Here is a 20,967-nt window from a genome sequence, read left to right as displayed (position 1 = left end):
AATCCTACTTTCTCTTTCATCACTCCGTAGGCAATCCTAGTTCATTTATTATTTCAGTCATATCTTCATTAAAACGTTTTTCACTTTTAAGGCCAATTAGACAATTATAATTATGTTGTAACTGTCCTTCTAACTTCAATCTCGCTTTTTTTTCTTTATTTACTTTCATATAATTAATTTTAATATTCCTTATGTGAGGAACCTTTCCATCTATTTTCAACGTATTAATCTCTTCTTCTGTTATTCTTTGTAATGGAATGGTTTCAGTACTATTATTACTTCCAAATAATTTAAGTCCAGCAGTATTTATAGATACATTCATATGCGCCTTAAGTCTGTCTCTTAAATCTTTAGCTTCTCCGATATAAAGTAATGTATAATTACTTACTTTTGTTATCCTTATTTTTTCTTTTATTTTAACGTCTCTTATTATTTGGCTTGTACCTTCCAAAAATGGTTTTTCAGTTATTTTTGTTATTTCACTATATATCTTAGGTAATTTAGGGGACGTTTTAGTACTAGAGTTTTCCTCTTTACATTGATTTTTAAGTTTCTCATAACGATCCTCTCTGTCTCTCCAATAGTTTATGAATTTATTTATATCAATTATCTCTGCCCAAATTGAATATAATCCTCCAGTATTAGTAGAGATTTCCTCTTCAATCTTTCCTTTAACAGTAGTGCTATAATCATCGTTAATACTTATTATTATTTCGCCCATGCTTTCTCCCTTCTTTTCCCCCTGCCTCTTCTGCTCACAAAATAAGTCTTACTTACTCTTCCTCGTTTAATTGCCCTATAAAGCGACCCACTACTACAAATTCATCATTCTTTTTAATTTCAATATCTGGATAATCCCTGTTATCTGATCTTAAGAAGCAATGTTCATCAAGACATATATATCTTTTTAGTAATGCTTTGTTATTATGTATAAATGCTCCTACCTTTTTGTTAGGAACTTCTACATCTTTCCTTATGAAGACAATAGAACGATTCTCGATAGTATATTCCATTGAATCTCCTGAAACCTTGATAGCAACAACGTCTCCTGAAAACTGCTTGATATCAGGAACAGTTATAAAGTCAATATCTTCATTCTCTAAATCTTCTAGACCTACTCCTGCTGAAATAGAGTCATACAGAGGAATTTTTTTAAAATTGCATTCTAAGTCTAGATTTCCCTCTGGAAGACAATCGTCCTCTTCTAAATATCCAACGATTTTATAAAGTTCTTTATAGTCAACTCTTAATCCCTTTGCTATTTCTTTAAGTAAAAAGGGACTAATTTTTTGTGTTAATCCATTTTCTAATTTTGAAATCAATGAATTGGTTACTGAAATTTTTATAGATAATTGATTCATTCCTAATTTTTTTTGTTCTCTGATTTTTTTTATATATTCACCTAGTTTTTTTCTTTTTTCTGAGTTAACAACATATTTATTCATAACTCCTCCTTTAATTCTCATTTAAGTTTACATCTTTTGATCTCAAGTGAGAAATTTTATTTGATTTTCTGTTGACAAATGAGAAATATTAAGTTAATATCTCAATTGAGAACAGCGTTCTAAGTATAGGAGGAGATATATGAAACTGAATGAAATAAAATCAAAAGTTATCTTAAAAGGATTAACAATGACTAAACTATCTAATATCATTGGTTTAGAGAGAAGAAATATGTATTTAAAAATAAAAATTCAAGACCCTATAACGCTAAAAAAAATAAAAGAATTTTTAAATTAGATTTTCTCGTTTGCAAACAAGAAATATTATGTCGAAATTAAAAAATTTTATTTAATAACAAGGGGGGAACTATGGAAATTTCAAATGCTAAGGTTATAAAAAGTGTCTTCAGGAATAAAGATAAGATAAAAAAGAATGAATTTATAAAAAAAGTAAAAAAGCTGACCTGTGATGTTACTCCTACCGGGGAGAAGAAACGGAAATTATTTTAGATGAAAAAAAAGAGTAGAAACAGATCTACTCTAAAATTTTAAATAAATTAGGAGTGAGGTGTGAAATGAAAGAATGTCCTTTAGTTATAAGTTTTTCTCTTGTAACACGTAATTTAGTTATAATCAGAGAATCGATAAATAAATTTTTTATAGTTTTTTTAATCTGTATAGTGGCAGTTAATCTGCAATTATTTTTAATAATAATCCTGCTATTACAGCACTTGAAATACCTAGGATAAATTTTATAAAGTTTTTCTTTTTTAATTGTTTTTGGTAGATAGCATATTGTTCATAATTTTTAGTAAGACAATAAAGTTCTGTCTGAATCGTATATTCATGTAAAAAATTTATCTTTTTTAAATTATGAAGAGCTGTCGATAATTCGTCATAATTTGGAAATTTTAAGTACCCATAGATGTGATCTATATTAGGATGAACTTTATTTGCAGAAAGTAATTTTAATATTTGTTTCTCTAAATCATTAAGAATTATTTTTGAATAATCCATTTTTGTGCCTCCTTGTGATTAATTTTATTATGGTGATCAAATTATAACATATTAGGAGGCACGCTTTAATAGTAAACCTAGGAGGTAACACATGGCTAGACCAGATTCAGCTCTATCCTTAGAGCTAGAAAGAAGCATGAATATGCAGGTAAGGGTGGAAACCTTTGAAGAACACCTGAGACACGCAGGGGTAATAGATGAACTGGATGATGAGAGGAGGGTAAAGAGTTTCAATTTAAATAAGTGGAACGAGGATATGCAGAAATCGTTTTCTAAGACCAGAGCTAAGATCCTAAAACTAACAGATCTTTCATCTATGAAAAAAGCCCTGGAAGATCTGGATAAAAAAATAAATGAATTCAATGAAACATACTTTGGAAAAAGAAAGCAGATAGATGCCTTGGAGGTCCAGTATGAAGCTTTGGATGATGAAGTGAGAGTATGGCTCCTGGAATATGCGGTGAGCTGCAGAGAAAAGCTGAAGATAGAAAATTCCAATATTGAGAAAAAACTTATCAAAGAAAATATAGGAAGAAAGAGAGGGAAAGAAAAAAAGATGAATTAATCCATCTTTTTATAGATTCCTGTCCCACAATCTGGACATTTTGGTAATTTCTCGTTGTCGCTTTCTATAATTAGTTCTAAATGACAAATCATACACATATAAGTTCCTACACCTGGTTTTTCACCTGATACGTACATAGGGTTTCACCTCCTAAAAAAATCATAAAGATTTTAAAATATATTATCTGTTAGAATTATACACCAAAACTTAAAAAGAAACTAAAAAAAACTTAAAGAATTTAAAAGGAGAGCCAGTTATGAATTATAAAAACATTTTACAAAATACATTATCCCAAGAAGCCACATTAATGGTTAATAAAAAGCTTATGGCAAAATATGGGTTAGAGCTGGCTTCCCTTGTGGCATATCTTATAGATCAGGAAAGATATTATGATGGAGAAGAATTTTATTGCCGGGATACTTCTATCAAATTATATACAGGAATTAATATTGATAGGATCTCTACAATTAAAAAAATAGGAGTAGAAAAAGGGTTGTTTAAAATCGTAAGGAAGGGAATGCCGATATCTAGTTATTACTATATCAATCACAAAGTGATTTTAGAAGAAATATCAAGTGATGATAGTGTAAGTGATTTGGCTTATGGTAGAGAAGTTGGTGACGTAGAGTTTACCAGGGAAAACATCCTAAAAATGAGCCGGGATAATATCAGACTTTTAAGCCGGAAATTAGGAGTTAAATACAGCGGTAAAGAAAAAAAATCTACCTTAGTTACCAATCTTATTGACTTCTTACAGTTACCGGAAAATCCTGTCACTAATGACGGGGAAATCCTGTCACTAGTTACCGATATATCCGTAACCAGTGACGGCTATATCCCGCTAAATAAAGAAACTAAGTATCTAGAAACTAAGAATAAAGAAACAGTAGTAGCAATAGAGCAAGATCCTGCTGCTGCCTCTGATGAAACTTTTTTAAAAAACCTAAAAGAACTACTCATTAAAAATAATTTTCAAAACTATAATTCTCAGACTTTGAAAAATATCAAAGAGTTCTCCAATGGGAATCTGAATGAAGTAGAAAAAGTACTGGAATTTATGAAACTTAAAAATAAGGCTATAAACTCCAAAATCTTGGTAGCCATTTTGAAAGATGGTGATCACAAGGTAGTTGAGCCGGTAGATTTAAAAAAGGTTACCAGGGCTGATAAAGTAGCGCATATGCTGAAAATTACTGCACAGGATGAAGTTGATGATCTATGTGACCAGTTGGCCAAATCATTTGGGTATGAAAGATATAATAATCTGAATAAAACTGATGAAAACATAGTAAATATTGCGTTAGAAAATATCTTTTGTAAGAGATATAACAAGCTTCATAGGGGGAACTGATGGATGAGATTATGACACCAAACAGCTTAATTGAAGAACTGAGAGACCGCTTTAAAATAACCATTCTGGAGCTTAGGAAAGAACTCCCGGAGTACGAGATTAAAATGTACTGCGATGCTCTGGGGATTACAGAGCAGACGTTATCTTGGGCAATAAAAAATTGGAAGTCTAAAAAAGAATTAAAAAAGCAGGGGCAGTCAACATCTAAAATTTATCCGACCAAAGAAAAAAATAGAGGTGTGTAGACTGCTCCTGCAAGTAAATTATAGCACAAAATATAGCTTTCCGACCAAAGAAAAAATATTAGGAGTGCTAATGATCTGCCTAGATTATAGCAGCTAATATATAAATTGTATTTAATTTAGGAGGGGTAAAGATGGAATTCCAAGGAACTATTTCAAATTGGGTAAAATTTAGTACCATCATGCTTGATAGCATAAAAGAACTTCAATTCATGGGAGAGACTTATAAAGATAAAAAGAATATAAAAAAATATGCAAGAGAATCCTTTTTAGTAAGAGAAGTAATCAAATTCAAAATGTAGGGAAAAAGAAAAAGACTACTGTGAAAACAGTAATCTAAAATTATTTGTTGAGTAATATGTATAAATTATTTTATTTTAATTTCTTTTGATACTCCAACACTTACTGATACACCAGAACATCCAATTAATAAAAGACTGATTAAAGTTATAAATATAATGATTTTCTTCATAAACATTACCTCTCTCTTTTTTTTAAAATTGTGTCGTAATAATTATATGGCAATAATCTAAATAATAAAATAGACCCTACTATTATTTATACCTCAAAAATTAGAATTATCAATAAAATTGAAGAATAAAAAAGAGTTAAATAAAAGAATAAATAAGGATTTGTTAGGAGGGTTAGGAAAATGAAATTATCAACAAAGTTTAATATCTCGGCTTATATTGTAGTGTTTTCAAGTATAGTTTTAGCTAATTATCTTGGAGAACTTAACTTAGGTTATGTAGTAGGTTCAATAACTTGGACTATAGCTACAACATTAATTGCAATTTCTTCTGAAGCCATTAAAATAGAGAAAAAATGGAGGTAATTATGAAAAAACAAAAATTAAGACCAAATCATCAAGAGGTTATAGCTATGAGTTTAGAGGATCTAAACTTTATATTAAAAAGTGAATATGTATTGACCAATAGACAGACCAAGCAAATTAAATCAGAGATCAAGAGAAAAAGAGGGAAGGTGATTGTCTAATGGCTAAAGTAATTTTATTTAAAAATAATAAAGGAGGAGTAGGCAAATCCTTATTATGTTTCTGGACTGGTCATATCCTTTCTACCCTTTCCAAATCAAAGGATGAGAAAAATAAAGTACTGATCCTTACATCTGATTCACAGAATAATATCATGCAAATGGCAGGAGCTAAATCAGGCTATGGTGATGGACTCCAGGGATATATTGATGGTAGAGGTTCAGATCTAATCAGGTTAAGAGAGGGGTTATTCTATGTGCCTCTAACATCTACTGGGATAAAAAGAACTTTTGAAACTAGGTTCCTGGATGTAATAGAAATTTTTAAGACTCAATATGACTATATTCTTATAGATGGATCACCAGTATTAAAATTAGATAACATCTTCCTGGAAGTCAGTGACAAGGTAGTAATTCCTACCTTCCTGGATAATGTAACAACTAAGGGAATGATTAACCTAATTAAAGAAGTAGGAGTGAATAGGGTAGCTATGATTGTTCCTAATAGGGTTGGTAGGAGTAAGATGGAACGAGAGCACCTGAATAAATTAAAAGAGAAGCTAGAGGGAGTAGGAGCTGCTATCACTGATCCCATCTACCAGACTATAAAAATTATGCAGCTTACAGAAAGATCCAAAACAATCATGGAAACTAAGAGTAAACAATATGATGATATAAAACAGATCTTTGCAAAAATTGTAAGGGAGGTGATGTAGATGGATGTCTTTGGGGAACTCCAGGAAGCTGTAAAAAAAGAAATATATGTTTCGGAATTTGATTTCGGGAGTCGCGAAATTGAAAAAGAAGATATTGAGTTCATAAAAAATAGTGAGCAAAAATTAAGAAAGAGATTTATGGGGATCTCTGAATCTCTTTATGATATATGTATAATTCTTAATCAGGTTTCTTTAAAATTTAAAAAGTCTGGTGATTTTATGGATTGGTATGAAGCTAATGGATTGACTAAAGATAATATTTCAGAGTTCAATAAAAGATTTATCTTGTTCCAGGAGTTTAGTGATAAAAAAGATTTCATCTCATCCCTCTCTACCCAATCGGTTAAATTTTTGACCCATAAAGATGTTACAGCAGATGCCAGGGAAAAGATAATTGATGGGGGAATAAAAAAAGCCGAAACAATAAAAGAATTATTAGCTCCTGTAAGAGATCGAATAGCAATTGAATTTAAAGAGAGAACTAAAAGCTATGTAAACTATAAAAAATTAGAGAAGATGAAAACCAGGATCACCAAAGTAGAAGATGGAAATGAATTAAATTCTTTAAAGGCAGACATAGATGCCTTAGCGATCTGTTTAAAAGATATGAAACAAGCTGTTAAAAAAAAGGAAAAAGAATGGGAGCATAAAAATAATTTAACTTTTGATGATGTCAAATTTAATAAGCTTTATAACGATGTAATGAATGAGCTGGAGGTATATAAATCAAAAGGTGAAGGAGCAATGGTAGATACTGATATTGATTTAAAAAATGACTGGTGGAGAAGTAGGGTATATGACCTTTTTCATGATATGGAAATATTTGATAGATCAGATTGGTTTAAATTTGAAGAAAGATTTTTAAATTAATGGTGACGGGGTAGTATTAAATACAAGACTGATAAAATGGAGGTAGGAGCATGGCGGAGCTATTAACTGTAAAAGAAGTTGAAAAAATATGTAAAGTTAAGCAAGGGAGAGCATACAGATTGATGAAAGAAATAAATGATGAAATGAAAGAGAAGGGGTATTTGGTTATTAGAGGAAGGGTTAATTCAAGCTTTTTATATGAAAAATTAGGATTAGGTGGTAATGATGTCTAGTGTTAAAGATAAAAACGGGAAGTGGATTTCCCGTTTTTATTTTACAAATTATCGAGGTGAAAGAGTCCAAAAATTTAAAAGGGGATTCAAAACTAAACGGGAAGCACAGGAATTTGAAAGAAATTTTATAGCAAAGTCAAAATTTGAAATAAGCATGAGCTTTCATGAATTATGCAATATGTACTTAGAAGATCTTTCGCATAGATTAAGAGAGAATACATTGAATATAAAAAAATGTGTTCTTTCAGATAAAATACTTCCTTTTTTTGGTGAAATGGAAGTTGGAAAGATAACACCAATCTTAATAAGAGAATGGCAAAATGAATTGATATCTAGCAAGAATAAAAAAACAAATAAGTCTTACAGTAAGACTTATATGAGAATGATAAATAATAGTTTGGTAGCAGTATTTAACTATGCTGTTAAATATCATGATTTAAAAGAAAATCCTTGCGATAAGGCAGGCAGTATAGGAAGTAATAATTCAAAAGAGATGAATATTTGGACTGTTGATGAGTTTGAAAAATTTGTTAAAGAATTACAGCATAAACCAGTTTCTTATATTGGCTTTAACATCTTGTTTTGGACAGGGATAAGAATAGGCGAGTTATTGGCTCTTACAGTAGAAGATATTGATTTAGATAATAAAATTATAAGAATTAATAAATCATGCCAAAGGATAGGGAAACGTGATGTGATAACGGAACCTAAGACTCAAAAAAGTATCAGAAATATAAGAATAACTAAAAAATTAGTCACTCTTATGGAAAAATACTTGTCTTTACTGTATAATGTTTCTAATGATGAAAGAATTATCAAAGGGAGCAAACAAACTTTTAGGTATGATATGAAAATTTATTCAGAAAAAGCCGGAATAAAAAAGATAAGAATTCATGATTTACGACATAGTCATGCAAGTGTGTTGATAAATTTAGGAGTTAATCCATTATCAATAGCTAAAAGACTTGGACATGAAAAGATAGAAACGACATTGAATATATATTCTCATCTTTACCCAGAACAGGAAAAGAGTGTAATAGATTTACTAGAAAAATTTTAAATTAGTGCTCCTAAAATGATCCTAAAAATTTTAGTAAACGATAAAAAAAAGGAATATATATAAAATAGACGAAACAAACCCAAGCAAATAAAAAGAATAGAAAGCAAGAAAATTATGCAATTATATGGCGGATATAGTATAATTTTCATAAAGGATTTTTGGAGGTAGAAATGAAAATCATAATCAATAGAAATGAACTGATACACAACCTAAGCGACTTATCTTTAGTTATTAAGGATAATTCCATAAGACCTGCAATATCAGGGGCTAAATTAGAAGTAAGAAACGATGAAATTAGATTTACCGGAACAACACTGGAAACTACTATAAAATCATATTTAAATGGTGAAATTATAGAGGAAGGGGTCGTTGTCTTTAAAATCGGATTGGTTTTAGAATATATAAAATTATTAAACCAGGATGAGATAGAGGTCAGTGCCACTGAAAATAAGTTATTTATCCATAATGCTGAGTTTTCAACCCTTGACAGTGATGAATATCCCAAACTAAATATAGTGGGAGGAGATTCACTTTTAGATATCGAGGCAGATACCCTGGTAGAAGCTTTTGACAAGGTATCATTTTCGGCTTCTATGACCCCTGAAAATTTGGCTATTAATACCATCAGGATGAAATTAGAGGACAATAAAATTTATTTGATTACCACAGATTCATACAGGCTCACCCACTATGTTTTAGAGAGTGAAACCAAGCTGAATAAGGAGATCTCTATACCTTTAGAAGGAGCTACTATTTTAAGCAAACTGTTCAGAGGCAGCAAGGAAACTTTAAACTTCTTTATCGACGGCAGTCAATTGAGAGTGAAATCTGAAAAATTAGTTTTTTCTATCAGACTGGTAGACCTGGCATTCCCTGATTACAACGCTATTTTGGACAGTATGAATTCTACTAAGACCATTGAGATGAACTTAAAAGAACTTAAATCAGCCCTGAAAAAGGCGCTTACCATTGCCAAAAGAAACCAGGAGACAAAAAATGGTGCATATTTTGATTTTAACGGGAATAAACTGAAGATATCGGTATCTTCCGGAAGTGCAAAAACTATGCAAAAGCTGGATACCATCAAAGAAGGCGATAATTTCAAAGCTTCGTTAAATGTAAAATTTATAGAAGATTTTTTAAACAATATAGAAAAAAATATAATTATCAGAGCTACCAATGCCAGTTCGATGTTTATCTTAAAAGAGGCGGACAATGAGAATTATACTTATATCTTAATGCCGTTAGCCCTTAGAGATTAGGAGGAAATATGGATTTTTATAAAAGAATGTTAATTAAAATACTAAAAAATTCCATGGCAGGCCGTGAGTCCAACGTTTTGAAGATTTTAGAATCAGGATATGATCTGAATACTAAGGACAAAGAGGAGCTGGAGGAATTAATCGATAATTTATAGGAAACAACATTAATTTAATATACAGGGGGAACAAATATGAACGTTTTATCTGGTTTAAAGCCTGAAAAGGTCTTCAATTTTTTCGAGGAGATCAGTGCTATTCCTAGAGGATCCAAGAAAGAGGAACAAATAAGTGCGTATTTAGCAGATTTTGGAAGATCTAGAGGATTAGAGACTATACAGGATGAGGCTCTCAATGTAATAATCAAAAAGGATGCTACTCCGGGATATGAAGATGTACCAGCTATAATTATCCAAGGACATATGGATATGGTTTGGGAAAAAAATCTTGATACTGAATTTGACTTTGAAAATGAAGGTTTAAAACTTTTAATCGATGGAGATTATATAAAAGCTAAAGGAACTACTTTAGGAGCCGACAATGGTATAGCTGTTGCATTTGCACTGGCTGTATTGGATTCAAAGGATATTCCCCATCCAAAATTAGAAGTATTAATGACTTCTGATGAGGAAACAGGGATGTCTGGAGCTATGGCTTTAGACGGGAATTTATTGGAAGGTAAATATTTATTCAATATAGACACAGAGGAAGAGGGAGAGATCTATGTGAGCTGTTCAGGCGGGAACAGAACGACCCTTACAATTCCTGTGACATACACCGAACCTGCACTTGATTCATTCTATAATATCAGTGTTAGAGGATTATTCGGCGGGCATTCAGGGATGGAGATCCAGCTGCAAAGAGGGAACTCAAATAAGATCATGGGAAGAATATTAAAGGCTATATCGGATAAATTAACTATTAACTTAGTAAAGATAAATGGCGGGTCAAAAACCAATGCTATTCCTCGTGAGGGAGACGCAATGATCTCGGCAGCTAAAAAAGATACAGCGGCTTTAAATGAAATTTTAGCTGATGTAACTGGTGATATAGTAGAAGAGTTAAGAGTTTCAGATGCAGGTGTTGAAATCACCATGACAGAGGGAACAAAACCTTCTAAAGTGATGGACCTGGATACAACTAAGAGAGTTATCAATACTTTATTCTTATACCCCAATGGTGTTCAAAGGATGAGTTTAGATATAGAGGGACTGGTAGAAACTTCACTTAACTTGGGAGTTCTTACTACAGAAGATGCAGGTGTTGTTTTACAATCAGCTATTAGAAGTTCTGTAGATGCTGCTAAAGCTCTATTAACTAAGGAAGTTGAGACCCTTGCAATGATCTCAGGAGCTGAGTTTGAGCAAGGTGCTACTTATCCTGCCTGGAAATTTAATCCCAACTCAAAATTACAAGATATGGCATTAGAAGTTCATGAAAAATCAACTGGTAAGAAAGCTGGAATCAAAGCTATTCATGCAGGATTAGAATGCGGATTATTAAGTGAAAAATTACCTCATTGTGACATGATTTCCTTTGGTCCAAATATGTTTGACGTTCATACTCCTGAAGAGAAATTATCCGTATCTTCAGTTGAGAATGTATGGAACTATTTCTTAGACCTGTTGAAATCATCTAAAGATTACTTATAAGAAATAAATAGATTGTATAAATAATAAGGGGTTGTCCATTGGACAACCCCTTATTATTTAACCTTCCATAGGAATAAATGATCCTTTGGTGTCGTCATAATACTCTATCTCGCCTGTTTCTATCTTGTAATACCAGACATGAAGGTGCAATGATCCCTCATCGACCCTTCTTTTTACTGCAGGATATGTCAATAAGTTTTCCAGCTGGAACATAGCAGAAATTTTTTCTGTATTAATAAGTTTTTCTTCCTCCGATCCCCCTACTAATTGTGCTACTTTTTTGGCTTCATTCCCTAATTCCAGCCATTTATTTGTATGAATCAGATCCTCGTTTTTATTCAAATCCTTATAGAGAGATTTGATAGCTCCACAATGGGAATGTCCGCAAACTATTATATCGTCTACCTTTAAAACGGATACTGCATATTCTATCGCTGAGGCTGTTGAATGATAATCTTCATCAGGTTTATAGGGAGCCACGAAGTTGCCTACATTTTGAATGGTAAACAGTTCACCAGGTTTAGAGCCAGTAATTAATCCCGGGATTACCCTGGAATCACTGCATCCTATAAACAATGTTCCCGGATGCTGCCCATCTTTCACTAATTTTAAAAATAAATCTTTATTTTTTTTGAACTTTATCGCTTTAAATTTTTGATGTCCCTTTAATAATTTTTCCATATGACCTCCTCTGTGATCTAACTAATCCATATTATACCATATTTTTTAGAAAATGAATTTTAGAAATTTCAATGAGATGATAAAAGTATAAATAAATAGGCCTATGAAATTTCATAGGCCCCATCTATTACATTGGTAAGATTACTTTACCGTATTTTTCATTTAAAATTATAGCTGCGGCTTCATAGATAGCACATGATGCACATACTATTCCTATGTATCCTGCTAGTGTTCCTAAAGCTGCACTTTCATAGAAGAAATGTAGTGCTAATACAGCGAATAATAATACTAAAGTTCCAAAAACTAATTTTCCAATAGTAGGACCATTCAATGTTCCAACGAAGAATATTAATGAAATTACTCCCCATACTGCCATATAAGAACCAACTGCTATATGATCTGTAGGGAAGAAACCGAATTTATTTCCTACCCATACTCCTACTAAAGTCCACCAGAACGAACCATATGAAATAAATGCTGTAGATCCGAAAGTATTTCCTTTTTTATTCTCTAGAACACCTGCAACGAATTGTGCAATTCCACCGTAGAATAATCCCATTACCATAATCATACTGTTTAATTCAAATAAACCTGCATTGTGTAAGTTTAATAACATTGTTGTTGCTCCAAATCCTAATAATCCTATTGGAGCCGGGTTAGCGCTTGTATCTTTAATTGATCTTTCCATTTTAAATTTTACCTCCTAAATTTAATTATTTTACAGAGTATAGTATCATTTATTTTTAGGAAGTGCAAGTTTTTTTTACAGTTATATGTTATTTTTTATATAAATCGTTAAAAACGGAACTTTTAGAACTGTTATTGAAAAAAAGGTTTTATTTTCGTAAAAAATATAGTATACTAATCACAGGTAAAACGTTTTACCAAGGGTGGTGAAGATGGGAAAATTAACGATTAAAGATATTGCTAAACAATCAGGGTTCTCTGTATCTACCGTTTCTAACGTGATAAATGGAAAGGGGAAATGCAGTCTGGAAACTCAAAAGAAAATATTTAGCTTAATGGAAGAGGTGGGGTATAAACCCAATTGCGCAGCAAGAACCCTGGCCAGTAAAAAATCTAACTTAATTGGAATCTTATTTCCAGTTGAGGATGAGATCTTTCGAAAAAATAACTCCTACCAAAAAATAGTGAATTCAATAACTTCTGAACTTTCAAAAAAATCATATGACCTGGTAATTGGAAATAATACCAAAGAACTGGATATATTGGAATGGGCATTAAAAAGAGATTTAGAGGGGATAGTCATAGTTGGAGATTTGGACCCGGAAAAAGATTTAAAAAAAATAAATATCCCCATAGTTTTTATAGATAACTACAAGAACAATCTCTATGGTGTTAATTATATTAATAGTGATGACACCATCGGGGGATTTGATGCCACAGAGATCTTGGCCAAAAATAATTGTAAAAATATAGGATTTGTCGGGAGTGAAGATATAGAGGTTCACAGCAGGAGATATCTTGGATACCAGAGTGCTCTTATAGAATCATCTTTGGGGGAGGAAAGGCTCTATCTGGATCAGCCCACCTACCAAGGGGGCTTAATATTGGGAGAAATGATCTCTAAAACCGATATAGACGGTCTGTGTATAGCTTCCGACATAATGGCATTTGGGATAATATCATCTCTTTTAAAAAACGGTAAAAAAATACCTGAAGATATAAAAATTATAGGGTTTGATAACATAGATTCATGCCGGTATACAACTCCTACTCTGAGTTCTGTGGATCTGAATTTTTCTGCTAAGGGAATAATGGCAGTGCAGATGATCTTTGAGGAGATAGAGGGGAAAACTTTTTTAAGGAATCAATCGATAGATTTAAATATAGTATTGAGGGAAAGCACGGGAAATAAAAATTAATCTTATTAAATTATATACAGGGGGATAAAAATGGCAGTAGTAAAATTAAAAAAGGTAGAAAAAACATATCCAAATGGATTTAAAGCAGTTCATGGTATAGATTTAGATATCAAAGATGGAGAATTCATGGTATTTGTAGGACCATCTGGTTGTGCAAAATCTACAACTCTTAGGATGATTGCAGGACTTGAAGATATTACCGGTGGAGAGATAATCATAGGAGATCAAGTTGTAAATGAACTGCCTCCTAAGGATAGAGGGATTGCCATGGTATTCCAAAACTATGCACTTTACCCCCATATGACTTGTTATGAAAATATGGCATTTGGTCTGAAATTACAAAAATTACCCAAGGCTGAGATAGATGAAAGGGTAAGGGATGCAGCTGAAAAATTAGAGATAACCGATCTATTGGACAGAAAACCCAAGGAGATGTCTGGTGGACAGAGACAGAGGGTAGCAGTGGGAAGAGCTATTGTAAGAAAACCTGAAGTGTTCCTATTTGACGAACCGCTATCAAACTTAGATGCCAAATTAAGGGTTTCTATGAGAGTCAGGATCACTCAATTACATCAGGAATTAAAAGATGCCGGCCAGCCTGCTACCATGGTATATGTTACTCATGACCAGGTAGAAGCTATGACTATGGGAGACAGAATCTGTGTATTGGAATATGGTGTGATTAAACAGGTAGACACTCCTATCAACCTATACAGCAGACCAAAGAATAAATTTGTTGCAGGGTTTATCGGGTCGCCTTCTATGAATATCATTCCGTCTGAATTATTGATGGATGGGGGAAAGGTTGCTGTGAAAGTAGGAGAAACTATCTTACATCTCCCTGAGGAAAAAGCAGAAAAAGTAAAGGACCATGTAGGGAAGAAAGTGTGGTTTGGAATAAGACCTGAGCATATAGGATCCCATGAAACTCATCCAGAAAAGGAAGAGTATATAACAGGAAAGATCTCTATCGTGGAACAAATGGGGAACGAGGAGTTTATTTACTTCACAATAGATGGAATTCAATATTCTGCCAGATTAACTTCTGAAAATGTTAAAGAAACAGGAAATGGAAAAAATTATAACTTCTGGTTTGATATGGAAAAATGTCATATTTTTGACTATGAAACAGATGAAAATATATCTTTGGTGTAGATTGGCAGCAAAAAAGGGAAACAATACTTGGTATTGTTTTCCTTTAAATTTATACATTATTTTTTTCTTTCTCTAAGTTTAGGAGATATTCTTTTCTCCAGAGACCAGATGCAAATCCTGTAAGTTTACCCGACTTACCTATTACTCTGTGTCAGGGAACTACAATGGAAATCGGATTCTTTCCATTTGCACCTCCCACAGCCCTCACAGCTTTAGGATTGTTGATGGCTGCAGCTTCTTCCGAATAAGAAATAGTTTTTCCATAGGGGATCTCATACATGGCTTTCCAGCATGCCCTTTGAAACTCTGTACCGCCTTTAAAATCAATATTTATAGTGAATTTAGTTCTCTTTTTTTCAAAATACTCCTCTAATTCTTTTTTGCATTTTATCACTTCAGGGCTGGATATTTCCTCTGCTTCTTTTTCATCTAAAAAATAAATACCGCTTATTCCATGGGTTTCTTCAATGATCTTAATGATACCAAGATAATCATGCTCTAAATACACTCTTCCTTTCAAACCAGCACCTCCAATTTTCATTAGATAAAGTATATCATAATTATCAAATATTTAATTTTTGAAAATAAAAAAGGGTGGTTAACCACCCTTTTAAACTGTTTCATTGTAGAAAGTAGCTCTACAGTCTGGACATCTTGGTAACTCTTCGCCATCATTTTCTATTATGATCTCTAAATGGCACATAGTACAAACATAACTTCCTTCACCTGGTTTTTCACCTGCTGCGTACATAGAATCCCCTCCCCTAAAAACTTTTTAAAAACTTTAAGTCTTGAATTATATCACCTATAGGAGTATACATCAAAAAACTTATAAAATCACTTTTTAGAAAATAAAAATATTATATTCTTCCACTTATTCCCCGAGCATAACGAGATGTCTTCTTTTTGCATGACTGACAAATCTTTTTATATGGAACTCCAAGAGAATCTACATCTGTTTTAAATTCTTTTTTGCACTTCAAACACATATTTTTTTTCTTAGTCATTATTCCACCACCATTGATTAAAATTTATTAATTCTAGTATACCTCAAATTTTTATGGATACCAAAATACATTCTAACTAATATTGTAGGGGTCAGAGTTCATAAGTAAATACCGTATGTTCCTCGCCTACTATCTTTAACAAAAAAAATTGTGATTTTTACTTTTTTTAATGATACATATCCATTGGGAAAGTAATCTTAAAAAACTATCAAAAAATCAGTTTTTCTAATTTTCTATTTCTATTTCTATTTCTATTTCATTTTACATTTCAAACATTTTATTATTAATAAAATTAGGTAAATAAAAAAAGAGGCTACATTGTATTCTACAAATAGCATACCTCTAAAAAAGTTTTGGCAACTGGCTGTCATATCTATAGACTTAGACCCTTTAGTTTTGCGTCACAGGATTTCACCTGCTTTGCCTTTTTCAGAATTGTTAATTAAGTTTTAATAAAGTATACCTTAATTTTTTTAAAATTGAAACAATTAAATAGGGGGGATATTTTGAAGCCTGTATTCCGAGGTTAACTAAAAAAGATCCAGAAAGTTGATTAAAATGAAAATAAATGGTTTCAAATTTAATTATTCCGAAAAAAAGGAAACTTGATTAAATACAGGTATTTAAATAAAGTAAGATAGTTTTAAATGATGAAGAAAAATAATTATTTACAAATAGGGAGGAAGTTATGAGAGAAGATATTAATCAGGAATTAATTTTTTCCATGCTGCTAGACGGAAAGGGAGGAGCTGTTAAATATAATTGGGATGATATAGATGCCTGGTCTCCTGAAAAAGGGATTCTATGGATGCATCTTTCTCTCTCGGAAGATGCGATAAATAACTGGATTAATAAAAGAAGTGGGATTTCTAAAACACTCTCAGAAGCTTTACTTAATAGAAGAAACAGACCTCGTATTTTAAAGGAAGAAGACAAGCTCTTTCTTTCGTTGAGAGCTATAAATTTCAATCCCGGGGCTGATCCTGACGATATGGTATTTCTCCATATTTATATGGAAAAGAATAGGATAATAACAATTCGCCATAACAAAGTTCTGGCTGTGGATAATGTCGCTTCATCCCTTGAGACCGGCACCGGACCGAAGGATTCCTATGAATTTCTATTGGAAATTTTATCCAAAATATCTTACCGGATAGGGAAATCTATTCAAAGTATCGATGACCAGATAGATGAAATTGAAGAAGCGATAGTGGAAAAAGCAGATCTCAAACTGCGGCCGGCATTGTCTTCCCTGAGAAGGCAGGCAATCAATATACGCCGTTTTCTTTCTCCCCAGAGGGAAGTACTGCATTATTTAGACAGCCTTGAGATGCCATGGTTTAAACTCAAAGAGATTTATAAATTAAAGGAATTGACAGAAAAGTATATCAGGTATCTGGAAGAGATAGATTCAGCCAGAGACAGGGCTGCCATAACCCATGAGGAGATTAACAGCATTTACAGTGAGCAGCTCAATCAGACCATGTATGTATTATCCATTGTTGCTACAATCTTCCTTCCCCTTGGATTCCTCACAGGTTTATTGGGAATAAATGTAGGGGGGATTCCCGGAGTGGAAAATCCTATGGCATTTTTAATAGTTTGTATTGTTTTGATATTTGTAGGTATTATAGAGTTATGGATATTCAAATTAAAGAAATGGCTGTAATGGGGGATTATCAGTCCCCTATTTTTTCATGACAATGGTTCTGTAAGGATACGGTATTTCGATTCCCTCGGCATCAAAACGTTTTTTTACAGAATAGTTGAGATCCCATAAAAATTTAATTCCTACTGTATTATCTTTTGCCCAAACCCAGGATTTTAAATTAACCGAGGATTCCCCATAACCGACAACCTTCACTGTGACCTCTGGATCTTCCCCGCTATTTACCTCTTCTATTGTTCTGTTATCAAAGTAATCTTTATGTTTTAATACCTCCTCTTTTATTATATCCATTGCTTTATCTACATCGGAATCATAACTTATCCCTATTTCAAAGAACTTACAGACCTTATTTTCGATAATATCGGTATTTTCAATGAGCTCATTGCTTATTACAGAATTTGGAACTATGATTCTTTTATTTTCATATGTTCTGATTACTGTATGTCTCAAGGTGATATCCTCAACAATTCCCACTGTGGTTTTTCCCATGAGAGTGATACGGTCTCCTATCTTAAAAGGCTTGAACAGTTCTATGAATACACCACTTACAATATTGGCTAGTACGTGTTGTGAAGCAAATCCAATGATAATAGCTAAGATACCGGATCCTGCAAAAATTGAAGTGGAAACATTTTTAAATATGGGTATGAAAGATAGGGCAATACCTATCCCTAGGAGATAAATTATTCCTGAAATAAAGTGTTTAATAAAATTAAATTTAGTAATTTCCTGACCTGATTTTCTCAAAACCTTATTGAAGATTTTTTTCATTAATTTTACCAAATAAAAAGTCATGATCAATGTCAGTATAACAAAAAAAAACGGTTTAAAATTATTTAATATCTCCATCTTAATCCTCCATTTTTATGTTATTATTTGTAGAAAAATATTTTTCCTTTAGTCGATAATATTCTTCCCAATTTCCTTCCGATTTTTCCAAAGCTTTCTTTTTAAACTCTATATATTTTTTTCTGGCTTCTTCTGAGGCTGACAGCAGCCTTTTTTCCGCCAGATGTTTCCGCCATAGACGCTTATTGTACTTAACGACAAGGGCTGTGAATATCCTTTTTCCCGTTTGATCTTCCTTTACAAAGAAGCCGCGCTGTCCCAGATCAAAAAAATTAAAAATTTCATCATACTTATTGGCTTTCAAAGCAGCCTTGGTAATTTCAATACTTTCCTCAAAGTCTACCAGACCAATCATTATATCAATTATCGGTCTGGCTTCCATTTCTTTAACAGATGTACTTCCGATATGCTCAAATATTACCCCCTTTCCTGAAAACACATCTAAGATTTTCTTTTTTTCCTCTATAAACTTCTCGTGCCACTGGGGGTCATAGGGCACCAAACTTTCCGCTGTTTTTTCACTCATAGAAATCACCCTCAAAATAATTTATAAATAAAACCGGAACCAGGAAGTCATAAAATTTCACGATATTATCCATTATTTATCCTCCTTTTTTTCAGTTTTTCACAATAGATATAATAATATATTTGCTATTTTTTTAGAAATCCTTCATTTAATCTACGGATCCCTGCCAAAATAAAAGGATCTTTTATTTTTTCTTGTATATTATAGTTATTATTAAATGTGTTTAAGCTGCATAATTTATAGGGAGTAATCTAAATTTCGTTATACAGGAGGATCTATGAAGATAGGAGCAGATAAGATCGTACACCTGCTTGCAGGTGCTTTAATATCCGTTGTGACTCTTTTACTGACGGGCAGCGGTATAACGGCCATCATTGCGGCTACCGGAGCGGGTATATGGAAGGAATGGTGGGATAGTAAGGGACACGGAAAGGTTGAATTTGCCGATTTTCTGGCAACGGCAGCAGGGGGAGTTTTAGCTGTGGGAAGTGTAAAATTGTTCGGGTATATTATGGATGTTTTAAACTAATCACAGATGAAAAACCTCCCGGGCTCTTCGCCGTAAATCTTTCTGGAGCTCTCACAGTACTTTTTTTTTACGATTCATGTTATTATTTAATATGACAAATAATAAGGAGGTAAAATTATGAAACATTATGCTTACTACATTGATAGTCCGACAGAAGAAGTTCATGAAGCAGAATGTCCTAATATGCCTGCAGCGAATAAAATTAATTTAGGCACTCATGCAACTGCTGTTAAAGCAGTGAAAGCAGCTATATCTAAAGGTTATACAAATGCTAATGGTTGTGATCATTGTTGTTCTGGTGCTCATAAAAAATAAATGATTAGGGCCATGTAGCCCTTTTTTTTTAACTTTTATTAATTTAAAATGCAACCTTTAGAAATTGTTTTTACCGGCAAGGGTCCCACCTTTATGCTCCTTAAGAGTTTTCCTCCCTCCTTCCCTGTTTAATTTAATCAATACACTAAAGAAACTTAATTAAGGTTGATAACATTTAAGTTGTTAACTGATAACATTTAAGTTGTTTTTTTCTCTAAATAACTATAGAATATATGTGTAATGAATATTGCAGTATTAATCTAAAGCTGCTCCCTCCCCAAGGGAAGTCATTACATCCATTGTATAAAGAAGGCTCTTGAATAATCTAAGAGCCTTTTTTATTATTCATAGAAATATTGCAACAGTGATTTATTTTAGGAGGTTTAACTCTCCCTTCTTATTATATCCGCTATTTCCACTAAATTTAAGTTGACTTTAATTTATATTTGAGATAAAATTAATCCGTAGTGGGTTTAGTTAATATATATACACTAGTCTCCCCCAGGGATTAATGTATAGAACCCTTCACAGTAAATTTATTAAATAATATAAATTTACTTGTACATTCCTCCGAGCCTCCTACCCTTTAATGTATAGGAGGCTCTTTTTATTTACTTGAAGTCTTCTACCTCTATCACTAGAGGGTGTCCTTAGGCAGATTATCTCAGCCTTATATGGCTGTTTCTACCTTCCCCATGGATAGCACACTATATATATTCAGCAATATAATAAAGGTTCCGCCTTTGATATAAATTTTTTTTAGATTAAAATCCTTTTTCTAGATGTTACCTAGCTTCTCAGTAAATATTCTACTTAGTCGTCCAACAGAATAAGTTCCGCAGTGGAACGAGGACTGTCGCAATTAGAAGACGGACATTACCTCTGACTTACCCCTATAACATCATTTAGAAAAAGTCTGCTTTTCTTTCCTCTATTTCATTTTCAGATAA

At 32.6% G+C, this 20,967-nt stretch carries 30 protein-coding genes and 1 riboswitch; of the genes, 20 read left to right on the top strand and 10 right to left on the bottom strand.

Features of this window, described 5'->3' with window-relative positions:
* Positions 1-19: 19 nt before the first annotated feature.
* Together DYH56_RS03330 and DYH56_RS03325 are read right to left on the bottom strand one after the other, a co-directional pair.
* Positions 20-721, bottom strand: a complete 702-nt coding sequence (locus tag DYH56_RS03330) for a hypothetical protein (protein WP_114641439.1) — start codon at positions 719-721, stop codon at positions 20-22.
* Between the two features lie 52 nt (positions 722-773).
* Entirely contained in the window at positions 774-1,445 is a 672-nt protein-coding gene (locus tag DYH56_RS03325) for a helix-turn-helix domain-containing protein (RefSeq protein ID WP_114641438.1), read from the bottom strand.
* A gap of 139 nt (positions 1,446-1,584) precedes the next feature.
* On the opposite strand from DYH56_RS03325, the gene DYH56_RS15850 reads away from it, so the two are divergent.
* Complete coding sequence (locus DYH56_RS15850) at positions 1,585-1,740, top strand: hypothetical protein (RefSeq protein ID WP_158539036.1); 156 nt, start codon at positions 1,585-1,587, stop codon at positions 1,738-1,740.
* 71 nt (positions 1,741-1,811) lie between these two features.
* Positions 1,812-1,952: a hypothetical protein gene (locus DYH56_RS15845; RefSeq protein WP_158539035.1), complete on the top strand. Its 141-nt coding sequence runs from the start codon at positions 1,812-1,814 to the stop codon at positions 1,950-1,952.
* A 177-nt stretch (positions 1,953-2,129) separates the two neighbouring features.
* Here DYH56_RS15845 and DYH56_RS03320 read toward each other — a convergent pair whose 3' ends face one another.
* A complete protein-coding gene (locus DYH56_RS03320) occupies positions 2,130-2,459 on the bottom strand; it encodes a hypothetical protein (protein WP_114641437.1) in 330 nt (109 codons plus the stop codon).
* A gap of 91 nt (positions 2,460-2,550) precedes the next feature.
* Between DYH56_RS03320 and DYH56_RS03315 the strand changes: the two genes are divergently transcribed.
* On the top strand, positions 2,551-3,024 hold the full coding sequence (locus DYH56_RS03315) for a hypothetical protein (protein ID WP_114641436.1): 474 nt from the start codon (positions 2,551-2,553) through the stop codon (positions 3,022-3,024).
* Here DYH56_RS03315 and DYH56_RS03310 read toward each other — a convergent pair.
* The gene (locus DYH56_RS03310) at positions 3,021-3,161 is read right to left on the bottom strand and encodes a zinc ribbon-containing protein (RefSeq protein WP_114641435.1); all 141 of its coding nucleotides are present in this window, start codon (positions 3,159-3,161) and stop codon (positions 3,021-3,023) included. The two genes, DYH56_RS03315 and DYH56_RS03310, sit on opposite strands and share 4 nt — an antisense overlap.
* A 119-nt stretch (positions 3,162-3,280) precedes the next feature.
* On the opposite strand from DYH56_RS03310, the gene DYH56_RS03305 reads away from it, so the two are divergent.
* The 12 genes from DYH56_RS03305 (at position 3,281) to DYH56_RS03265 (ending at position 11,400) form a co-directional block, all read left to right on the top strand.
* Positions 3,281-4,375: a hypothetical protein gene (locus DYH56_RS03305; protein ID WP_114641434.1), complete on the top strand. Its 1,095-nt coding sequence runs from the start codon at positions 3,281-3,283 to the stop codon at positions 4,373-4,375.
* Positions 4,375-4,620 (top strand): hypothetical protein, encoded by a 246-nt coding sequence (locus DYH56_RS03300; protein ID WP_114641433.1) that lies wholly within the window; start codon positions 4,375-4,377, stop codon positions 4,618-4,620. Before DYH56_RS03305 ends, DYH56_RS03300 begins: the two co-directional genes overlap by 1 nt.
* A 131-nt stretch (positions 4,621-4,751) precedes the next feature.
* A complete protein-coding gene (locus tag DYH56_RS15840) occupies positions 4,752-4,919 on the top strand; it encodes a hypothetical protein (RefSeq protein WP_158539034.1) in 168 nt (55 codons plus the stop codon).
* Between the two features lie 350 nt (positions 4,920-5,269).
* Positions 5,270-5,452, top strand: a complete 183-nt coding sequence (locus DYH56_RS03295; protein WP_114641432.1) for a hypothetical protein — start codon at positions 5,270-5,272, stop codon at positions 5,450-5,452.
* A gap of 2 nt (positions 5,453-5,454) precedes the next feature.
* The gene (locus tag DYH56_RS15835; RefSeq protein WP_158539033.1) at positions 5,455-5,613 is read left to right on the top strand and encodes a hypothetical protein; all 159 of its coding nucleotides are present in this window, start codon (positions 5,455-5,457) and stop codon (positions 5,611-5,613) included.
* Positions 5,613-6,326: a ParA family protein gene (locus DYH56_RS03290; protein ID WP_114641431.1), complete on the top strand. Its 714-nt coding sequence runs from the start codon at positions 5,613-5,615 to the stop codon at positions 6,324-6,326. The genes DYH56_RS15835 and DYH56_RS03290 overlap by 1 nt, the downstream gene beginning before the upstream one ends.
* Positions 6,327-7,196, top strand: a complete 870-nt coding sequence (locus DYH56_RS03285; RefSeq protein WP_114641430.1) for a hypothetical protein — start codon at positions 6,327-6,329, stop codon at positions 7,194-7,196.
* A gap of 50 nt (positions 7,197-7,246) precedes the next feature.
* The gene (locus DYH56_RS03280) at positions 7,247-7,429 is read left to right on the top strand and encodes a transcriptional regulator (RefSeq protein WP_114641429.1); all 183 of its coding nucleotides are present in this window, start codon (positions 7,247-7,249) and stop codon (positions 7,427-7,429) included.
* The gene (locus DYH56_RS03275; RefSeq protein WP_114641428.1) at positions 7,422-8,489 is read left to right on the top strand and encodes a site-specific integrase; all 1,068 of its coding nucleotides are present in this window, start codon (positions 7,422-7,424) and stop codon (positions 8,487-8,489) included. Before DYH56_RS03280 ends, DYH56_RS03275 begins: the two co-directional genes overlap by 8 nt.
* A 170-nt stretch (positions 8,490-8,659) precedes the next feature.
* The gene (dnaN, locus tag DYH56_RS03270) at positions 8,660-9,751 is read left to right on the top strand and encodes a DNA polymerase III subunit beta (protein WP_114641427.1); all 1,092 of its coding nucleotides are present in this window, start codon (positions 8,660-8,662) and stop codon (positions 9,749-9,751) included.
* 8 nt (positions 9,752-9,759) lie between these two features.
* Positions 9,760-9,906, top strand: coding sequence for a hypothetical protein (locus DYH56_RS16100; RefSeq protein WP_199532963.1), 147 nt, complete (start codon positions 9,760-9,762; stop codon positions 9,904-9,906).
* A 36-nt stretch (positions 9,907-9,942) separates the two neighbouring features.
* A complete protein-coding gene (locus DYH56_RS03265) occupies positions 9,943-11,400 on the top strand; it encodes an aminoacyl-histidine dipeptidase (protein WP_114641426.1) in 1,458 nt (485 codons plus the stop codon).
* Between the two features lie 57 nt (positions 11,401-11,457).
* On the opposite strand, the gene DYH56_RS03260 is transcribed toward DYH56_RS03265, so the two are convergent.
* Both DYH56_RS03260 and DYH56_RS03255 read right to left on the bottom strand, forming a co-directional pair.
* The gene (locus DYH56_RS03260) at positions 11,458-12,081 is read right to left on the bottom strand and encodes a carbonic anhydrase (RefSeq protein WP_114641425.1); all 624 of its coding nucleotides are present in this window, start codon (positions 12,079-12,081) and stop codon (positions 11,458-11,460) included.
* Between the two features lie 127 nt (positions 12,082-12,208).
* Positions 12,209-12,769 carry an acetate uptake transporter gene (locus DYH56_RS03255; protein ID WP_199532962.1) on the bottom strand — a complete coding sequence of 187 codons (561 nt, stop codon included), beginning with the start codon at positions 12,767-12,769 and terminating at the stop codon, positions 12,209-12,211.
* A 211-nt stretch (positions 12,770-12,980) separates the two neighbouring features.
* Between DYH56_RS03255 and DYH56_RS03250 the strand changes: the two genes are divergently transcribed.
* Together DYH56_RS03250 and DYH56_RS03245 are read left to right on the top strand one after the other, a co-directional pair.
* Positions 12,981-13,967: a LacI family DNA-binding transcriptional regulator gene (locus DYH56_RS03250; RefSeq protein ID WP_114641424.1), complete on the top strand. Its 987-nt coding sequence runs from the start codon at positions 12,981-12,983 to the stop codon at positions 13,965-13,967.
* A 30-nt stretch (positions 13,968-13,997) separates the two neighbouring features.
* Positions 13,998-15,122: an ABC transporter ATP-binding protein gene (locus DYH56_RS03245; protein ID WP_114641423.1), complete on the top strand. Its 1,125-nt coding sequence runs from the start codon at positions 13,998-14,000 to the stop codon at positions 15,120-15,122.
* Positions 15,123-15,171: 49 nt separating this feature from the next.
* Here DYH56_RS03245 and DYH56_RS03240 read toward each other — a convergent pair whose 3' ends face one another.
* Positions 15,172-15,663: a methylated-DNA--[protein]-cysteine S-methyltransferase gene (locus DYH56_RS03240; protein WP_199532961.1), complete on the bottom strand. Its 492-nt coding sequence runs from the start codon at positions 15,661-15,663 to the stop codon at positions 15,172-15,174.
* A 69-nt stretch (positions 15,664-15,732) separates the two neighbouring features.
* Positions 15,733-15,873 (bottom strand): zinc ribbon-containing protein, encoded by a 141-nt coding sequence (locus tag DYH56_RS03235; RefSeq protein ID WP_114641421.1) that lies wholly within the window; start codon positions 15,871-15,873, stop codon positions 15,733-15,735.
* A 608-nt stretch (positions 15,874-16,481) separates the two neighbouring features.
* Positions 16,482-16,564: riboswitch (cyclic di-GMP riboswitch) on the bottom strand.
* 253 nt (positions 16,565-16,817) lie between these two features.
* On the opposite strand from DYH56_RS03235, the gene DYH56_RS03230 reads away from it, so the two are divergent.
* Positions 16,818-17,798: a zinc transporter ZntB gene (locus DYH56_RS03230; RefSeq protein ID WP_114641420.1), complete on the top strand. Its 981-nt coding sequence runs from the start codon at positions 16,818-16,820 to the stop codon at positions 17,796-17,798.
* Positions 17,799-17,816: 18 nt separating this feature from the next.
* Here the strand turns inward: DYH56_RS03230 and DYH56_RS03225 are convergent, their stop codons facing one another.
* Together DYH56_RS03225 and DYH56_RS03220 are read right to left on the bottom strand one after the other, a co-directional pair.
* Positions 17,817-18,647: a mechanosensitive ion channel family protein gene (locus DYH56_RS03225; protein WP_114641419.1), complete on the bottom strand. Its 831-nt coding sequence runs from the start codon at positions 18,645-18,647 to the stop codon at positions 17,817-17,819.
* Position 18,648: 1 nt separating this feature from the next.
* Positions 18,649-19,173, bottom strand: a complete 525-nt coding sequence (locus DYH56_RS03220; protein WP_114641418.1) for a GrpB family protein — start codon at positions 19,171-19,173, stop codon at positions 18,649-18,651.
* A gap of 277 nt (positions 19,174-19,450) precedes the next feature.
* On the opposite strand from DYH56_RS03220, the gene DYH56_RS03215 reads away from it, so the two are divergent.
* Together DYH56_RS03215 and DYH56_RS03210 are read left to right on the top strand one after the other, a co-directional pair.
* Positions 19,451-19,702 (top strand): hypothetical protein, encoded by a 252-nt coding sequence (locus DYH56_RS03215; protein ID WP_114641417.1) that lies wholly within the window; start codon positions 19,451-19,453, stop codon positions 19,700-19,702.
* A gap of 117 nt (positions 19,703-19,819) precedes the next feature.
* The gene (locus DYH56_RS03210; protein ID WP_114641416.1) at positions 19,820-20,017 is read left to right on the top strand and encodes a hypothetical protein; all 198 of its coding nucleotides are present in this window, start codon (positions 19,820-19,822) and stop codon (positions 20,015-20,017) included.
* Positions 20,018-20,967: the final 950 nt, after the last annotated feature.

The organism is Psychrilyobacter piezotolerans (genome assembly GCF_003391055.1).
GTDB classification, from domain to species: domain Bacteria; phylum Fusobacteriota; class Fusobacteriia; order Fusobacteriales; family Fusobacteriaceae; genus Psychrilyobacter; species Psychrilyobacter piezotolerans.
The sequence above is the reverse complement of the archived record's forward strand: the minus strand, read 5'-3'. Positions and strand labels throughout refer to the sequence as shown.

What these genes read in the sequence shown, in the direction of transcription:
- DYH56_RS03330 (WP_114641439.1), bottom strand. Translation starts at nt 721, where the DNA reads ATGGGCGAAATAATAATAAGTATTAACGATGATTATAGCACTACTGTT.
- DYH56_RS03325 (WP_114641438.1), bottom strand. Translation starts at nt 1,445, where the DNA reads ATGAATAAATATGTTGTTAACTCAGAAAAAAGAAAAAAACTAGGTGAA.
- DYH56_RS15850 (WP_158539036.1), top strand. Translation starts at nt 1,585, where the DNA reads ATGAAACTGAATGAAATAAAATCAAAAGTTATCTTAAAAGGATTAACA.
- DYH56_RS15845 (WP_158539035.1), top strand. Translation starts at nt 1,812, where the DNA reads ATGGAAATTTCAAATGCTAAGGTTATAAAAAGTGTCTTCAGGAATAAA.
- DYH56_RS03320 (WP_114641437.1), bottom strand. Translation starts at nt 2,459, where the DNA reads ATGGATTATTCAAAAATAATTCTTAATGATTTAGAGAAACAAATATTA.
- DYH56_RS03315 (WP_114641436.1), top strand. Translation starts at nt 2,551, where the DNA reads ATGGCTAGACCAGATTCAGCTCTATCCTTAGAGCTAGAAAGAAGCATG.
- DYH56_RS03310 (WP_114641435.1), bottom strand. Translation starts at nt 3,161, where the DNA reads ATGTACGTATCAGGTGAAAAACCAGGTGTAGGAACTTATATGTGTATG.
- DYH56_RS03305 (WP_114641434.1), top strand. Translation starts at nt 3,281, where the DNA reads ATGAATTATAAAAACATTTTACAAAATACATTATCCCAAGAAGCCACA.
- DYH56_RS03300 (WP_114641433.1), top strand. Translation starts at nt 4,375, where the DNA reads ATGGATGAGATTATGACACCAAACAGCTTAATTGAAGAACTGAGAGAC.
- DYH56_RS15840 (WP_158539034.1), top strand. Translation starts at nt 4,752, where the DNA reads ATGGAATTCCAAGGAACTATTTCAAATTGGGTAAAATTTAGTACCATC.
- DYH56_RS03295 (WP_114641432.1), top strand. Translation starts at nt 5,270, where the DNA reads ATGAAATTATCAACAAAGTTTAATATCTCGGCTTATATTGTAGTGTTT.
- DYH56_RS15835 (WP_158539033.1), top strand. Translation starts at nt 5,455, where the DNA reads ATGAAAAAACAAAAATTAAGACCAAATCATCAAGAGGTTATAGCTATG.
- DYH56_RS03290 (WP_114641431.1), top strand. Translation starts at nt 5,613, where the DNA reads ATGGCTAAAGTAATTTTATTTAAAAATAATAAAGGAGGAGTAGGCAAA.
- DYH56_RS03285 (WP_114641430.1), top strand. Translation starts at nt 6,327, where the DNA reads ATGGATGTCTTTGGGGAACTCCAGGAAGCTGTAAAAAAAGAAATATAT.
- DYH56_RS03280 (WP_114641429.1), top strand. Translation starts at nt 7,247, where the DNA reads ATGGCGGAGCTATTAACTGTAAAAGAAGTTGAAAAAATATGTAAAGTT.
- DYH56_RS03275 (WP_114641428.1), top strand. Translation starts at nt 7,422, where the DNA reads ATGTCTAGTGTTAAAGATAAAAACGGGAAGTGGATTTCCCGTTTTTAT.
- dnaN (WP_114641427.1), top strand. Translation starts at nt 8,660, where the DNA reads ATGAAAATCATAATCAATAGAAATGAACTGATACACAACCTAAGCGAC.
- DYH56_RS16100 (WP_199532963.1), top strand. Translation starts at nt 9,760, where the DNA reads ATGGATTTTTATAAAAGAATGTTAATTAAAATACTAAAAAATTCCATG.
- DYH56_RS03265 (WP_114641426.1), top strand. Translation starts at nt 9,943, where the DNA reads ATGAACGTTTTATCTGGTTTAAAGCCTGAAAAGGTCTTCAATTTTTTC.
- DYH56_RS03260 (WP_114641425.1), bottom strand. Translation starts at nt 12,081, where the DNA reads ATGGAAAAATTATTAAAGGGACATCAAAAATTTAAAGCGATAAAGTTC.
- DYH56_RS03255 (WP_199532962.1), bottom strand. Translation starts at nt 12,769, where the DNA reads ATGGAAAGATCAATTAAAGATACAAGCGCTAACCCGGCTCCAATAGGA.
- DYH56_RS03250 (WP_114641424.1), top strand. Translation starts at nt 12,981, where the DNA reads ATGGGAAAATTAACGATTAAAGATATTGCTAAACAATCAGGGTTCTCT.
- DYH56_RS03245 (WP_114641423.1), top strand. Translation starts at nt 13,998, where the DNA reads ATGGCAGTAGTAAAATTAAAAAAGGTAGAAAAAACATATCCAAATGGA.
- DYH56_RS03235 (WP_114641421.1), bottom strand. Translation starts at nt 15,873, where the DNA reads ATGTACGCAGCAGGTGAAAAACCAGGTGAAGGAAGTTATGTTTGTACT.
- DYH56_RS03230 (WP_114641420.1), top strand. Translation starts at nt 16,818, where the DNA reads ATGAGAGAAGATATTAATCAGGAATTAATTTTTTCCATGCTGCTAGAC.
- DYH56_RS03225 (WP_114641419.1), bottom strand. Translation starts at nt 18,647, where the DNA reads ATGGAGATATTAAATAATTTTAAACCGTTTTTTTTTGTTATACTGACA.
- DYH56_RS03220 (WP_114641418.1), bottom strand. Translation starts at nt 19,173, where the DNA reads ATGAGTGAAAAAACAGCGGAAAGTTTGGTGCCCTATGACCCCCAGTGG.
- DYH56_RS03215 (WP_114641417.1), top strand. Translation starts at nt 19,451, where the DNA reads ATGAAGATAGGAGCAGATAAGATCGTACACCTGCTTGCAGGTGCTTTA.
- DYH56_RS03210 (WP_114641416.1), top strand. Translation starts at nt 19,820, where the DNA reads ATGAAACATTATGCTTACTACATTGATAGTCCGACAGAAGAAGTTCAT.